The organism is Isoptericola sp. NPDC019571 (assembly GCF_044389385.1).
Lineage (GTDB): Bacteria > Actinomycetota > Actinomycetes > Actinomycetales > Cellulomonadaceae > Isoptericola > Isoptericola nanjingensis.
The window spans coordinates 446,489-460,867 of the sequence record NZ_JBIRXZ010000001.1 but is presented as its reverse complement, the minus strand read 5'-3'; the positions used below and the strand labels follow the sequence as shown (position 1 = coordinate 460,867).

At 72.6% G+C, this 14,379-nt stretch carries 10 protein-coding genes; 3 read left to right on the top strand and 7 right to left on the bottom strand.

Annotated elements, in window-relative coordinates; genetic code table 11:
- Positions 1–87: 87 nt before the first annotated feature.
- From ACH443_RS02120 to ACH443_RS02090, 7 genes are all read right to left on the bottom strand, one after another.
- Positions 88–2,409: a rhamnogalacturonan lyase gene (locus ACH443_RS02120; protein ID WP_430589336.1), complete on the bottom strand. Its 2,322-nt coding sequence runs from the start codon at positions 2,407–2,409 to the stop codon at positions 88–90.
- Positions 2,410–2,500: 91 nt separating this feature from the next.
- Positions 2,501–3,160: a hypothetical protein gene (locus ACH443_RS02115; RefSeq protein ID WP_430589335.1), complete on the bottom strand. Its 660-nt coding sequence runs from the start codon at positions 3,158–3,160 to the stop codon at positions 2,501–2,503.
- Between the two features lie 35 nt (positions 3,161–3,195).
- Positions 3,196–4,155 (bottom strand): carbohydrate ABC transporter permease, encoded by a 960-nt coding sequence (locus ACH443_RS02110; RefSeq protein WP_430589334.1) that lies wholly within the window; start codon positions 4,153–4,155, stop codon positions 3,196–3,198.
- Positions 4,152–5,105, bottom strand: coding sequence for a carbohydrate ABC transporter permease (locus tag ACH443_RS02105; RefSeq protein WP_430589453.1), 954 nt, complete (start codon positions 5,103–5,105; stop codon positions 4,152–4,154). The genes ACH443_RS02110 and ACH443_RS02105 overlap by 4 nt, the downstream gene beginning before the upstream one ends.
- Before the next feature lie 5 nt (positions 5,106–5,110).
- On the bottom strand, positions 5,111–6,427 hold the full coding sequence (locus ACH443_RS02100; RefSeq protein WP_430557996.1) for an ABC transporter substrate-binding protein: 1,317 nt from the start codon (positions 6,425–6,427) through the stop codon (positions 5,111–5,113).
- A 324-nt stretch (positions 6,428–6,751) separates the two neighbouring features.
- Complete coding sequence (locus ACH443_RS02095) at positions 6,752–8,233, bottom strand: mannitol dehydrogenase family protein (RefSeq protein WP_430589333.1); 1,482 nt, start codon at positions 8,231–8,233, stop codon at positions 6,752–6,754.
- 58 nt (positions 8,234–8,291) lie between these two features.
- The gene (locus ACH443_RS02090; protein WP_429765791.1) at positions 8,292–9,305 is read right to left on the bottom strand and encodes a LacI family DNA-binding transcriptional regulator; all 1,014 of its coding nucleotides are present in this window, start codon (positions 9,303–9,305) and stop codon (positions 8,292–8,294) included.
- 180 nt (positions 9,306–9,485) lie between these two features.
- Between ACH443_RS02090 and uxaC the strand changes: the two genes are divergently transcribed.
- The 3 genes from uxaC (at position 9,486) to ACH443_RS02075 (ending at position 14,373) form a co-directional block, all read left to right on the top strand.
- Positions 9,486–10,904, top strand: coding sequence for a glucuronate isomerase (gene uxaC, locus ACH443_RS02085; RefSeq protein ID WP_430589332.1), 1,419 nt, complete (start codon positions 9,486–9,488; stop codon positions 10,902–10,904).
- A gap of 110 nt (positions 10,905–11,014) precedes the next feature.
- Positions 11,015–12,148: a mannonate dehydratase gene (locus tag ACH443_RS02080; RefSeq protein WP_430589452.1), complete on the top strand. Its 1,134-nt coding sequence runs from the start codon at positions 11,015–11,017 to the stop codon at positions 12,146–12,148.
- An 80-nt stretch (positions 12,149–12,228) separates the two neighbouring features.
- Positions 12,229–14,373, top strand: a complete 2,145-nt coding sequence (locus ACH443_RS02075; RefSeq protein WP_430589331.1) for an alpha-glucuronidase — start codon at positions 12,229–12,231, stop codon at positions 14,371–14,373.
- Positions 14,374–14,379 lie beyond the last annotated feature (6 nt).

The window sequence follows — 14,379 nt, the reverse complement described above, 5'->3', positions numbered from 1 at the left end:
CTCCTGCCGAGGTAGTTCCCTTCTCGCCGAGGTAGTGGACTGGTCCACTACCTCGGCGAGAAGGGAACTACCTCGGCAGGAGCGGGACTACCTCAGCGCCGGGACGGGCACCTGCGACCAGTCGGTGTCGGAGGCCAGGTAGAACCCGGGGTACGACGGCTGGTTGTAGGTGGTCTGCTGCCGGGCCACCTCGGCCCGGTACTGCGGGTCGTGCAGCAGGGTGTACATCTTCGTGGTGCTCACCTCGGTGGAGGTGTAGACCCGCAGCGCGGACGAGTCCGCGGTGCGCACCAGCACCTCCTCGCGCCAGTCGCCCAGCACGTCGGCGACGAGCGACGGGTTGCCCTTGGTGTCGTTGTTCGTCAGCGTGCCGTCCAGGGTGCGGCGCACGGTGCCGTCGCCGTCCACGATCTGCGGGGTCTGCTCGCGCGAGCCCGTGACGACCTGCGTGGTGCCGTCGGCGGCCCAGCGCACGGTCTGGTTGGTGCCCGGCGTGGTGGCGCGCAGCTGCTCGCCCGTGGCGCTGAGCAGCCCGGACGCGTCGGTGCCGTCCGGCATGGACGCCCAGACCTCGATGCCGGGGGTGGGGTCGACGTCACCGGTCAGGCAGCGCCCCGTGTCCTTGCCGGAGAACGCGCCGAAGATCGCCTCGCCGGTCGCGGCGTCGCGCAGCACCGAGCCGTAGGGCACCCCCGCCCCGCCCTCGTGGCAGGTCCAGATCTCCAGGCCCGGGCGGGCCGGGTCGATGTCGGTGACGTGCATCGCGTCGCCGTGGCCGAGGTTCGCCGTCGCGCCCGGGTTCGACGACCCCTCCGGGAGCGTGTCGGACGACGAGTACAGCAGCGTGCCGTCGTCGTCGAGCGTCGCCGACCCGTAGACGATCTCCTGCTTCCCGTCGCCGTCGACGTCCGCCGCGGACAGGGAGTGGAACCCCTGCCCCCACAGCCGGGTGAGCGGCCTGTCCGGGTCGGGCTGGACGCCCTTGTTCTCGCTGTCCAGGAACGGGTTGTTCATCGGCTTGAAGCCGGAGTCGGCGGTCCAACGGGTGCTGATCTTCCGGCCGTCCCAGTCGTAGGCCACGATCGCGGCGCGCGTGTAGTACCCGCGGGCGAAGATCGCCGACGGGTGCTCGCCGTCGAGGTACGCGACCCCGGACAGGAACCGGTCGACGCGGTTGCCCGGCTCGATCCGGGTCCACTCGTAGTCGCCCCAGCGCAGCCCGTCGTCGGTGCGTCCGGGCTCGTAGTCCACGGTGTCCAGGGGCTTGCCGGAGCGGCCGTCGAAGACGGTGAGGTACTCGGGTCCCGTGAGGACGAAGCCGTCGAACGTGCGCAGGTCGTTGCGGTCGGAGCGGGCGGGCGCCCACTCGTCGACGTAGTAGTCGACCAGCTCGCGCGCGTCCGCCTCGGACAGCGGGTAGTCGTAGCGCGGCTCGATGCCGAGCGCCGCCTCGATCGTCGCCGGCCACTGGCCGCTCGCGACCTCGGGCTCGTCCGTCCAGCCCTGGAACAGCTCCACGAGGTGGTCGGCGTAGTCCGCGGCGCTCCAGCGGAAGTCGGAGGCGTCCGTGACGCCGGCCTTGCGGTCCGCCTTCGCGATCGGCACGTAGCGCTCGTTCGCCGGCTTCCCGTGGCGATAGGTCGTGACCTTGGTGCCGGGCGCGGTCTTCATCATGACCTCGGCGGTCCCGTCGCCGTCGAAGTCGTACACCGGGAACTGCGTGTAGTGCGCGCCCGAGCGGACGTTCACGCCCATGTCGATGCGCCACAGCTGCGTGCCGTCCAGCTCGTACGCGTCGAAGTAGGTGTTGCCCGTGTACCCCTTCTGCGACACGTCCTTGGCGCGCGACGGATACCACTTGACGACGATCTCCAGCGCGCCGTCGCCGTCCAGGTCGGCCACGGACGCGTCGTTGGCCGAGTACGTGATCGGCTCGCCCAGCGGCGTGACGTCGTCGGCGGGCTTGTTCAGCGGGACGTCGAGGTGGTCGTCGGCCCAGGCGGTGACGGCGGCGCTGCGCGTGCCGACCCGGTCCCTGCCGTGCTTGTCCTGCGTCACCGGCGCGACGGCGTAGCGCGAGGCCGCGGTGCCCTCGGCGTCGACGTAGTTCGTGGAGTCCGTGACCGTGGCGACCCGCTTCCCGTCGCGGAAGACGGCGAAGCCCGGCCCGGCCATCCCGGTGCCGGTGTGGCCGGTGACCTCGTCGCCCAGCAGCCGCCAGGACAGGAAGACGCCCTCGCTCGTCGAGGCCGCGACCAGCCCTCGGTCGAGGTGCTCCAGCTGCACGCCCCCGGTCCCCCCGGCGCCCCCTGACGGGGCGGGCTGGGCGGTGGCCGGCACGCTGCTGACGGCGAGCACGCCCGCCGTCAGCGCGGCGACGGCACCCACGGTGGTTCTGGTCGTTCGCATGGCACGTTCCTCTCTGCATCGTTGCAACTCGGATCGGACACGGTCCGTCGGGCGCACGCGACACACCCCGGTGTCGGCGGGCGCGGGCGGGTCAGACGTCGGCGCGGCCGCCGCGGCGGGCCTCCACGCCCACCACGGCCAGGGCCAGCAGGCCCCCCACCACCAGCACGAGCGGCGGCAGCATCCACACGAAGACGACGCACAAGGCGGCCGCGACGGCGACCAGCACCGAGCCGGTCAGGTCGTCCTGCGTGCGCTGCACGCCCACGGCCAGCGCCTGCCGCGCGGTGCGGGCCCCGGCGTCCTGCCCGTCGGTGGACTCGGCCCAGGCGCCGGCCGCTCGGGCCAGCACCGCGACGACGGCGGCCGCGGCGACGGCGACCACCACCGCGACGACGCTCGCGCCGGGCAGCACGTCCGCCCGCGCGAGCTGCCAGTCGAGGGCCAGCAGCAGCGCGACGCCGACGGCGGCGAGGCCGAGTGGCCACAGCGCCCGGACGGCGGCCCACCAGTCGCGGACGAACCGGCTCACGCCGACGTCGTGGCCGGTCACCTGGCGGCGGACGTGCGCCACGCCCGCCGCCAGGGAGGGTACGGCGGTGACCAGCAGCAGGCTGCCCACCGCGACGAGCACACCGGCCAGCACCACCTCGGCGAACAGCGCCAGCGCGGCGCCCGTCTTGGTCTCGCCCCCGGTGGCGGCCTTCCGCCGCCGGTCGCGACCGCGCTCTCGTCCGCCCCGTGCCGCCATGGCCACCCCTTCCGTCGTCGTGCCGCGCACCATCCTCAGCCCTTGAGGCCTTGGGTGGCGACGCCGTCGACGATGTAGCGCTGGAAGAGGATGAAGAAGATCATCACGGGCAGCAGGGCGAGGACGGCCATGGCCATCTGGGCGCCGTAGTCGGACACGCTGGTCTGGTCGACGTACAACCGGAGCGCGATGGGCAGGGGGTAGAGGTCGGGCTTCTTGAGGTAGAGCAGGGGGCCGAGGAAGTCGTTCCAGGACCAGATGAACGCGAAGATCGAGCTGGTGATGATCGCGGGGCGCATCAGGGGCAGCATGATGGAGCCGAAGATGCGGCCGTGGCCGGCGCCGTCGATGCGGGCGGCCTCGTCGAGCTCGCGGGGCAGGTTGCGCATGAACTGGACCATGAGGAACACGAAGAACGCTTCCCCGGCGAGGAACTTCGGTGCGAGCAGGGGGATGAAGGTGTTCACCATGCCGAGCTCGTTGAACATGATGTATTGCGGGATGATCACGACGTGGAACGGCAGCAGCAGGGTGCCGATCATGATCGCGAAGAAGATGCCCCGGCCGGGGAAGTCGATCCGCGCGAACGCGTAGGCCGCGACGGTCGAGGACAGGATCACCCCGACCACCGAGGCGACGGCCAGGATCATCGAGTTGCCGAAGAAGGTCCAGAACCCGACCCCGCCGATCCCGGACAACGCGGTGGCGAAGTTCGACAGGGACAGGTTGTCCGACCACAGGCTGATGTTCCCGATGATCTCGTTCGACGGCTTGAACGAGGACATGAGCATCCACGCCGCGGGGTAGAGCACCACGATCGTGCAGATGACCATGAAGGCGTGGAACCCGACCGACCGGACCCCCTTGCGCCGCTTGGCCGCCTTGCGCAGTGACGTGTCGACCTGGCCGGGCGGGCGGGACGAGCCCGAGTCGGTGGGGATTCCTGTGGCGGCTGCCTGGTTCGACAGCGGCGGTGTCGTGATGTGCGCGCTCATCGGTTGTCTCCGGAGTAGTGGACCCAGGCGCCTGAGGTCTTGAACAGGATCGCGGTGATGATGCCGACCACGACGACCAGGACCCAGGCCATGGCCGAGGCGTACCCCATGTCGAACTGGGCGAAGCCCTTGATGTACAGGTACAGCGTGTAGAACAGGGTGGAGTCCGCCGGGCCGCCGGTGCCGCCGGAGATGATGAACGCGGACCCGAACACCTGGAACGCGCCGATCGTCTCCAGCAGCAGGTTGAAGAACAGCACCGGGGACAGCATCGGGATCGTGATCCGCCAGAACTTGCGGATCGGGCCCGCGCCGTCCACCGCGGCCGCCTCGTACAGCTCGGCCGGGATCTGCTTGAGGCCCGCGAGGAAGATGACCATCGGGGCGCCGAACGTCCACACCGCGAGCAGCACGAACATCGGCATCGTCTTGGACGGGTCACCCACCCAGCCCCCGGCCGGCAGCCCGAACAGCTGCTGGATCCGGTCCACGATGCCGTCATCGATGAACATCGCCTTCCACACGATCGCGATCGACACCGAAGCACCGATCAGGCTCGGGGCGTAGAAGATCGACCGGTACGCGCCCTGCCCCCGGTGCTTCATGTTCAGCACCATCGCGACCAACAACGCCGCCGCGAGCTTGATCGGCGTGCCGACCAGCACATAGATCGCCGTCACCTTCGCCGACGTCCAAAAACGCGGGTCCTCGAACAACTTCACGAAGTTGTCGATCCCGACCCACGACGGCGGCCGGAACAAGTCATAGTCCGTGAACGCCAGATACAACGACGCCACCATCGGGAACGCCGTCAACACCACGAAACCCACCAACCACGGCGACAAGAACGCGAACCCCGCACCCGCCTCACGGCGGCGCTTGGCGCGCCCCCGCTCGGGGGACGCGTTCTGCGTCCCCCGAGCGGTGTCGAGCGTGGTGCCCGAAGTCACCGCAGTCACGACTGCTTCACCGCGCTGTCGGCGAAGGAGAACCACTGGGTGACGAACTCGTCGACGGTGATGTTGCCGTACCCGAGCTCCTCACCGAGGCGCTTGAACTCCGCCTCGATCTCGCCGAAGCCCTCGACCGGGACCGGGGCGGGCTCGGTGACGACGTCCGCCACCTGCTCCTCGTACTTCACGACCTGCTCGTCCACCGAGCCGGGCTCGACGTCCATCGCGTCGATCTGCGCCTGGACGGCGGGCACGCCCTTCGAGGTGCCGAAGATCTTGCCGACCTCGGGCTCGTTGATGAGGAAGTCGATGAGCGCCGCGGACGCCTCCGGCTGCTGGGTCTGCGCGGACGCGGAGAGCAGCATCGACGGCTTCCAGAACTGCGACGGGCCGTTCTCGCCGGACGGGATCGGCAGCATCTGGATGTCCTCGCCGGACTCGGCCACGTAGCCCGCCAGGAAGTTGTCCCACGTCGACTCGGACGCGACCTCGTTGACGTGGAACCCGCCGAGCGGCTCCAGCTGCTTGTTCTTCTTGATCGGGTAGATCGCCTCGGAGTCGCGCAGCCCCTGGCCCAGGTTCAGCCACTCGGTCATCTGCGCCTCGTCGAAGTTGAGCTTGCCGTCCTCGCTGAACGGCTCGACGCCCTGCTGGATGAGCCACTGCAGGAAGAACCAGAACGTCGCGGTGAAGTCGCCGCCGCCGTACAGGGCCGGGTCCTCGCCGGCGCCCGCCTCGGTGACCTTCTCGATCCACTTGCTGTAGTCGTCCCAGGTGTACCCCTCGGCGAGCGGCTCGACGCCCACCTTCTTGAGCAGGTCGGCGTTGTAGAACGTGGCGAGCGTGTTGGTGCTCGTCGGGACGCCGTACTGCGCGCCGTCGATCTGCCCGGAGGTGAGGAGCGAGTCCTCCACGCCGTCGGTGTTCAGGTTGACGCCCACCTGGCCGCCCAGGTCCAGGAGCTGCCCCGTGGCGCCGTACTGGCGCAGGTAGGACAGGTCCATCTGGATGACGTCCGGCAGGGCGCCGCCCGCGGCCTCGGTGGCGCGCGCGGTCCAGTAGCCGTCCCAGTCCTGGAACTGGGTCTGCACCGTGATGTTGGGGTGCTTCTCCTCGAAGAGGTCCACCGCCTTCTCGTACATCTCGGCACGGGCGGGCTCGCCCCACCAGGCGAGCGAGATGGTGATGTCCTCGTCGGTGCTCACCTTCTCCGCGGAGCCCGGCTCCGCAGGGTCGGCGCCGCCCCCGCAGGCGGTCAGGGTGAGGGCGACGGCGACCGCCGCCGCGGCCGCGCCGGCGGCCTTCCGCGTGATCCTCATGTGAGCCTCCTCGCTCGTCGATCGTCCACGATCGTCGGCGACGAGGACGCCCCGTTGACCCCTCGTACGGCTGCCGACTGAATCGATAAAACAGGATTCGGTAAGCGTTGTCCAGCCCCGGGGTGCTCCGAGTCACATCACGATCTCGCAACGAGCCCTGACGTGTTCCCGCGGCGACGACCCGTCGCGGCCCGGCGAGGGCCCCGGCGACCCGCACACGTGTGATCGCTCACATCCGGCCGGCAGCCTACGTGGCGGCGGCGCCGTCCGACGAACCCGCAGGAGAGAGGGGCCGCCGCCCCGCACGCCCACGTTTCCTCGGGCTCAGACCTCCGCGAGCTCCGGCACCTGGGCCAGCACGGCGTCCACGAGCCCGGCGTCCGTGCCGACGCCCTCCGGCAGCAGGCCCGGCAGCGCCAGCAGCGCCCGCGCGACGTCGGCCGGGGCCGCGGCCGCCGGATCACCGTCCCCGGCCCCGGCCACGACGTCGGCGAGCTCCTGCGCCCGCGGGTCGTCGACGAGCCGGCCGGCGGCCGCCTCCCGGCGCACCACCTCGCTCCACGCCGCGAGCGCGAACGCCGCGCCGGCCGGGACCGCGCCCGCCGCGAGCCGGTCCGCGACGATGCCGCCCCAGCGGAACGGGATCTTCTGGGTGCCGTCCATCGACACCTGGACCGTGGTGTGGCCCGTGGCCGGGTTGGCGAACCGCTCCAGCAGCGACTCCGCGTACGCGCGCAGGTCGGCGCCGTCGGGCGGGGTGAGCGTCGGCAGCGCGTCGTCGAGCATGAAGGCGCGGGCGCGCTCGTGCAGCACGGGGTCGGTCACCGCCTCCGCGAGCGTCGCGTGTCCCGCCAGCCGACCCGCGTACGCGAGCAGCGAGTGCGTGCCGTTGAGCAGGCGCAGCTTGGCCTGCTCCCAGGGTGCGACGTCGTCGGTGAACGTCGCGCCCGCCTCCTCCCAGGCGGGGCGCGGGCCGGCGAACCGGTCCTCGATCACCCACTGGCGGAACGGCTCCCCGACGACGAGGCCCTCGTCGCGGGCGCCGAGCTCGCGCTCCACCGCGTCCCGCTGCGCGGGCGTCGTCGCGGGCACGATCCGGTCCACCATCGAGCACGGGAACGCGACGTCGGTCGCCAGCCACGACCGCAGCCCGTCGCCCTGCTCCCCCGGGAGCGCCGCGTCCACCGCCTCGCCCACGAGCCGCCCCAGGACGTGCCCGTTGTCGACCATGTTGTCGCAGGTCAGCACGGTGATCGGGCGCCGCTCCCCCGCTGCCTCCGCAGCACGCCACCGGGCCGCGAGCCCGCGCACGAGCAGCCCGACCGCCGTCGCGCCCGGGACGGCGGCGTCGCCGGCGGCGAGGGCGTCCAGGTCCGGGCGCACCCGCTCGACGTCGAGCCCGCCGTCCGCGCCGCGGGCGTACCCCTTCTCGGTGACGGTCAGCGTCACGACGTGGGTCGTGGGCGCCGCGATCGTCTCCAGCACCCGCGCGGTCTCCTCCGCCGGCCAGGCGACGTCGAGCACCGCCCCGACCAGGTCCAGCCGGGTCTCGTGCGTGCCCGCGGTGAGCACCGAGTAGGCGCCGCCCTGCGGCCGGAGCTGGTCGCGCACGGAGGCCGACCGCTGCGTGACGCCGAGGATGCCCCAGCGGCGGTCCCCCGTGGCGCGGGCGGCCAGCTCCGTGAACACCGCCTGGTGCGCCCGGTGGAACGCTCCGATCCCCAGGTGCACGATGCCCACCTGGTCGGGGGTCACCGGCGCCTCGAGACGGGCGGGCAGGTGGGAGCGGTGCAGGCGGTCGGTCATGGTTCCTCCGTCGTCCGGCGGCGTCGCCGGGGTGGTGCGTCCGTGTCGGTCGAGGTGGTCAGGGGGCGTCGGGGGCGGGCCGCGGCGCCGCGGCGCGCGGGGGTGCGGTCGATCCGCGGACGACGAGCTCGACGGGGAGCGTCACGTCGCCCTGCAGGGCGCCGTCGTCCTTGCCCGGGCGCAGGACCAGGCGGTCGACGGCCACGCGGCCGGAGTCGCGGAGGTCGGTCCGCAGGGTGGTGAGGGGCGGGGCCAGGAGCTCCGCGACGTACGCGTCGTCGCAGCCGACCACGGACAGGTCGCCGGGCACGTCGAGGCCGCGCACCCGCAGGCGCTCGACCAGACCGGCGGCCACGAGGTCGTTGAAGGTCACGACCGCCGTCGCGCGGGTGGCGACGACGAGGTCCGCCGCCGCGTGCCCGCCCGCGACCTGCGGCCGGTGCGGCCCGAGCTCCACGAGCTCGACGTCACCCAGCCGCGCGGCGGCCGCACGCAGGCCGGCGCGGCGGCGGCTGTCCGACCACGAGCGGGCGGGCCCGCCCACGTAGGCGACCTTCGCGTGGCCCAGCGCCCGCAGGTGCTCGAGGGTGCGCAGCATGCCCGCCTCGTGGTCGGCGACGACCGACGGCAGCCCGTCGACATGGTGGTTGACCAGCACCACCGGTCGGCCCTCGAGCGCCTCGACGGTGCGCTCCACCGCGCGCGGCGAGCACAGGATGATGCCGTCGGTCTGCGGAGCCAGGCCCGAGACGGCCTCGGTCTCGAGCTCGGGATCCTCGTCGGAGTCGACGACGAAGAGCCCGACGCCGCGTTCGCGCGCCTGGGCCTGGGCGCCCTTGGCGATCGCCGCGAAGTAGGGGTTGGCGAGGTCGGGCACCACGAGCCCGAGCGCTCCGGACCGTCCCGCGCGGAGCACGCTGGCCGCCCGGTTGGGTCGGTAGCCGAGCTCGCGCGCCGCGGACGTCACCCGGTCGCGCGTCGCCACGGCGACCCGCTGCGGGTCGGTCAGGGCGCGCGAGACCGTCGAGATCGACACGCCGGCCGCCCGCGCGACGTCGTGCACCGTGACCACGACCACCGTCTCCTCGAGCCCGCCGCTCGCACCCGGACGATGCGAACGTTTGCCAGATCGTCGCACATCTCGGCTCGTCGTGTCTGCCCCCGGCCACGGATGCCTTGGGGATTCCGTGCTCGGCAGTCGGCAGGCTACGATGCAAACGTTCGCATCCCATCTCGACGTTGAGGAGCTCCTGTGAGCGAGCGCTGGACCCTGCACCCCGACCGGGCGCTGCCCGCCGACCCCGGATCCCGGGTACTGGCCCGCGAGATCTACGCCGCGGTGCGGGACCTGCCGATCGTCTCGATGCACGGCCACGTGCCGGTCGAGTGGTTCGCCGACGACGCGCCCTTCGGCGACCCGGCCCAGCTCGTCGTCGTGCCCGACCACTACCTCACGCGGATGCTGGTCTCCCAGGGCGAGACCCTGCCCCGCCTCGGCGTCGGATCCACGGACGACGAGGCCGTCGAGACCGACCCGCGCGAGATCTGGCGCCGGTTCTGCGCCGGGTGGAAGCACTTCCGCGGCACGCCCACCCGCTACTGGCTGGAGCACGTGCTCGTCGAGATCCTCGGCGTCACGCAGCGCCCGTCGGCCGAGACCGCCGACGCCCTGTACGACCAGGTGGCCGCGCGCCTCGCCGAGCAGGAGTTCCGCCCCCGCGCACTCCTCGACGCCTTCAACATCGAGGTCATCGCCACGACCGACCCCGCCTGGGCGACCCTCGACGCGCACGCGAAGCTCGCCGCCGACGGCTACGGCGACCGCGTGCTGCCCACCTTCCGGCCCGACCCCCTGCTGCACGTCGACCGCGCGACCTGGCGCGACGACGTCGAGCGGCTCGGCGAGGCGGCCGGCGTCGACGTCACGTCGTACGACCGCTACCTCGAGGCCCTGCGCGCGCAGCGCGAGCGCTTCGTCGCCGCGGGCGCGCGGGCCACCGACCACGGCCACCTGTACGCCGACACGACGCCGCTGGACGACGCCGAGGCCGCGCGCATCCTCGACAAGGCCCTCGCGGGCACGGTCACGGCCGCCGAGGCGCAGGCGTTCAGCGGGCACATGCTGTTCCAGATGGCCGCGATGTCGGCGGAGGACGGCCTCGTGATGCAGCTGCACCCCGGCGTGCTGCGCGACCACGCGAGCGCCCCGTTCGCCGCGTTCGGCCCGGACAAGGGCTACGACATCCCGGTGGTCACCGAGTTCACGCACTCGCTGCGCCCCGTGCTGGACGCCTTCGGCCACCACCCGGGCTTCCGGATGATCGCGTTCACGGTGGACGAGGACGTGTACTCGCGCGAGCTCGCGCCGCTGGCCGGCGTCTACCCGTCGCTGCGGCTCGGCGCGCCGTGGTGGTTCCTCGACGCCCCCGACGCGATGCGGCGGTTCCGCGAGGCGGCGACCGAGACGGCCGGGTTCAGCAACATGAGCGGCTTCGTGGACGACACCCGCGCGTTCTGCTCCATCCCCGCCCGGCACGACCTGGCCCGGCGCGTCGACGCCGGCTACCTGGCCCGCCTGGTGGCCGAGCACCGCCTCGACCTGGACGAGGCGGTCGACGTGGCCACCGATCTGACCTACCGCCTGCCCCAGGCGGCCTACTCCCGCCCCTGAACCGCTGTGAGCGGGCGTTTGGCCCGGACGGACGTCGAGAACGGGGCCGAACGCCCGCTCACAGCAGGTGGAGGGGCAGGACGACGAGCACGAGGAGTCACGCAGTGAAGATGGGTTTCCGCTGGTACGGCGAGGGCAACGACACGGTCACGCTGGACCACGTCCGGCAGATCCCCGGTGTCGAGACGATCGTGTGGAGCCTGCATCACAAGCAGGCCGGCGAGGTGTGGGAGCAGGAGGAGATCGACGCCGAGGTGGCGCGCATCTCCGGGCTCTCCGACGAGGCCCGGGCCCGCGGCGTGACCCGCACGCTCGACGCCGAGGTGGTCGAGTCCGTCAACGTGCACGAGTCGATCAAGCTGGGACGCACCGTCCTCGGGCTGAGCCGTGACGAGGCGATCGAGAACTACGTGACGACGCTCCGGCGGCTGGGCCGGGCCGGCGTGAAGGTGGTCTGCTACAACTTCATGCCCGTCTTCGACTGGCTGCGCACCGACCTGTGGCACCCGCTGCCCGACGGCTCGACCGCGCTGTTCTTCGAGAAGGCGGTCGTGGACCGGATGACGCCCGAGGGCCTCATCGCCGACATGGAGGCCGGGTCGCACGGCCTCACGCTGCCCGGCTGGGAGCCCGAGCGGCTCGCGGGCTTCACCGAGCTCAACGCCGCGTACGAGGGCGTCACGCACGAGGACATGTACGCGAACTACCGGTACTTCCTCGACGCGGTGGTCCCGGCGGCGGAGGAGGCCGGGATCAAGCTGGGCGTGCACCCGGACGACCCGCCGTTCGACGTCTTCGGCTGGCCGCGCGTCGTGTCGACGCCGGACGACCTGCAGCGCGTGCTGGACCTGCACCCGAGCCCGAACCACGGCCTCACGCTGTGCCTCGGCAGCTTCTCGGCGAACCCGGCGCAGGCGCCGCTCGCCGCGGACACCGTGCGCCGGTTCATGGACCGCATCCACTTCACCCACGTGCGGAACATCAAGCACTTCCCGAACGGCGACTTCACGGAGGTGGGGCACCGGGCGTGCGAGGGCGACGTCGACACGACCGGGATCATGAAGGCGTACGCCGAGGCCGGGTACACCGGCTACGTCCGCCCCGACCACGGCCGCCACCTCTGGGACGAGAACACCACGAACAAGCCCCGCCCCGGCTACGGCCTGTACGACCGCGCGCTGGGCATCCAGTATCTGCTCGGCGCGTGGGACGCGTTCCGCTACGCCGCCCCCACCGACCGCTGAGCACCGCCGCGGGCCGGGACGCCGACGTCCCGGGCCCGCGGCCCCTCTCCACCTCCCACCACCGACCCGAGGACCCGCCGGTGACTTCCGAAATCGTTGTCGATCCCGCACCGCACCCCGCCTGGCTGCCCGACGGCGCGCTGGCCGCCGCCGGCCGCCGCCGCGTGGCGGTCGCCACGCCCGAGCCGGCAGAGCCACGGCGCGGTGTGGCACCGCCTGGTTCTGACAGCTCCCCCCAGGTCGTGGCCACGCTGCGCGCGGAGCTCGAGCGCGCGACCGCGGCGCACGGCGGCGCCGTCGTCGACCCCGACGGCTCCCCCGACCTCCTCCTCGCCCTGGTCCACGAGGTGTCAGGGCCAGGTGCACGTCTTCCTGCGCGCGGCCCTGACACTTCGGGCGGCGACGGGTTCCGGATCGTGCGGGACGGCGGCCGAGTCACCGTCACGGCCGAGACGCCGACGGCGCTGCTGCACGGCTGGTTCCACGTGGTGCGGCACGGCGAGACGGCGTTCACGGGGCCCGACGTCGACGAGCGGCACGCCCCCGCGTTCGCGCTGCGCGTGCTGGACCACTGGGACAACATGGACGTGCACCCGGTGATGGGGCAGGTCGAGCGCGGGTACTCGGGCGGGTCGATCTTCTACGCCGACGGCCGGGTCCGCGACGACCTGTCCCGCGTCACGACCTACGCGCGCCTGCTCGCCGCGACGGGCGTCGACCGGGTCTGCATCAACAACGTCAACGTGCACGCGCGCGAGGCACGCCTGCTCACCGACGACCTGCCGGAGGTCGCGCGCATCGCCGCCGCGATGCGGCCCTACGGCGTGCGCACGCACCTCGCGGTGAGCTTCGCCGCGCCGATGACGCTCGGCGGGCTGCCGACGTCCGACCCGCTCGACGACGACGTGCGTGCCTGGTGGCGCGCCGCCGCCGACCGCGTCTGGGCGACGATCCCGGACTTCGGCGGGTTCGTCGTCAAGGCCGACTCCGAGGGCCAGCCGGGCCCGTTCGCGTACGGGCGCGACCACGCCGACGGCGCCAACCTGCTGGCCGAGGCGGTCGCGCCGCACGACGGCGTCGTGCACTGGCGGGCGTTCGTCTACGACCACACGCAGGACTGGCGCGACCGCACCACCGACCGCGCCCGCGCCGCGTACGACCACTTCGCGCCGCTGGACGGCCGGTTCGCGGACAACGTGGTGGTGCAGGTCAAGCACGGCCCGATCGACTTCCAGACGCGCGAGGCGGTCTCGCCGGTCCTCGCGGGGATGCCCGCCACCCGGCTGGCCCTCGAGCTGCAGGTGACGCAGGAGTACACGGGCCAGCAGCGGCACGCGTGCTACCTCGCCCCCTGGTGGAGCGAGAATCTCGGCTTCCGGCCCTGGGGAGCCGGCGAGGACGGTGCCGCGGTGCGCGACGTCGTCGCCGGGCGCGGCCCGTCCGCGCCGGCCGCCGTCGCGGACGCCGGGGGCGGCGGGATCGCCGCCGTCTCGAACGTGGGCGACGACCGGTTCTGGACCGGCCACCCGCTGGCGCAGGCGAACCTGTACGCCTTCGGGCGGCTGGCGTGGGACCCGACGCTCGACCCCGCGGCCATCCTCGACGAGTGGGTCGGGCTGACCTTCGCCGGCCCGGACGGCGGCCTCGAGCCGCGGGTCCGCGAGGCGCTGCACGCGGTGCTCGACGGCTCGTGGCGCACCTACGAGTCGTACACCGCGCCGCTGGGCGTCGGGTTCATGGTGCGCCCCGGCCACCACTACGGCCCGGACGTGGACGGCTACGAGTACACGCCGTGGGGCACCTACCACTTCGCCGACCGCGACGGCATCGGCGTGGACCGCACCCGGGCCACCGGCACCGGGTTCACGGGCCAGTACCCGGAGCCCTGGCGTGACGTCTACGAGGACCTCGCGACCTGCCCCGACGAGCTGCTGCTGTTCTTCCACCACGTGCCGTACACGCACGTGCTGCGCTCCGGCGTCACCGTGGTCCAGCACGTCTACGACACGCACTTCGCGGGCGTCGAGCGGGTGCGCGAGGCCGTCGCGGCGTGGGAGTCGCTGGCCGACCTCGTCCCCGGCGCGCTCCCGGCCGACGTCGACGCCCGCGTCCGCGAGCGCCTCGCCGAGCAGCTGCGGTCGGCCGTCGAGTGGCGCGACCAGCTGAACACGTACTTCTTCCGGAAGTCCGGGATCCCCGACGCCCACGGCCGCACGATCTTCTGAGCCGAG

Bases quoted from the DNA above. Each gene is read 5' to 3' on its own strand.
- ACH443_RS02120 (WP_430589336.1), bottom strand. From the start codon at position 2,409: ATGCGAACGACCAGAACCACCGTGGGTGCCGTCGCCGCGCTGACGGCG.
- ACH443_RS02110 (WP_430589334.1), bottom strand. From the start codon at position 4,155: ATGAGCGCGCACATCACGACACCGCCGCTGTCGAACCAGGCAGCCGCC.
- ACH443_RS02100 (WP_430557996.1), bottom strand. From the start codon at position 6,427: ATGAGGATCACGCGGAAGGCCGCCGGCGCGGCCGCGGCGGCGGTCGCC.
- ACH443_RS02080 (WP_430589452.1), top strand. From the start codon at position 11,015: ATGGGTTTCCGCTGGTACGGCGAGGGCAACGACACGGTCACGCTGGAC.
- ACH443_RS02095 (WP_430589333.1), bottom strand. From the start codon at position 8,233: ATGACCGACCGCCTGCACCGCTCCCACCTGCCCGCCCGTCTCGAGGCG.
- ACH443_RS02115 (WP_430589335.1), bottom strand. From the start codon at position 3,160: ATGGCGGCACGGGGCGGACGAGAGCGCGGTCGCGACCGGCGGCGGAAG.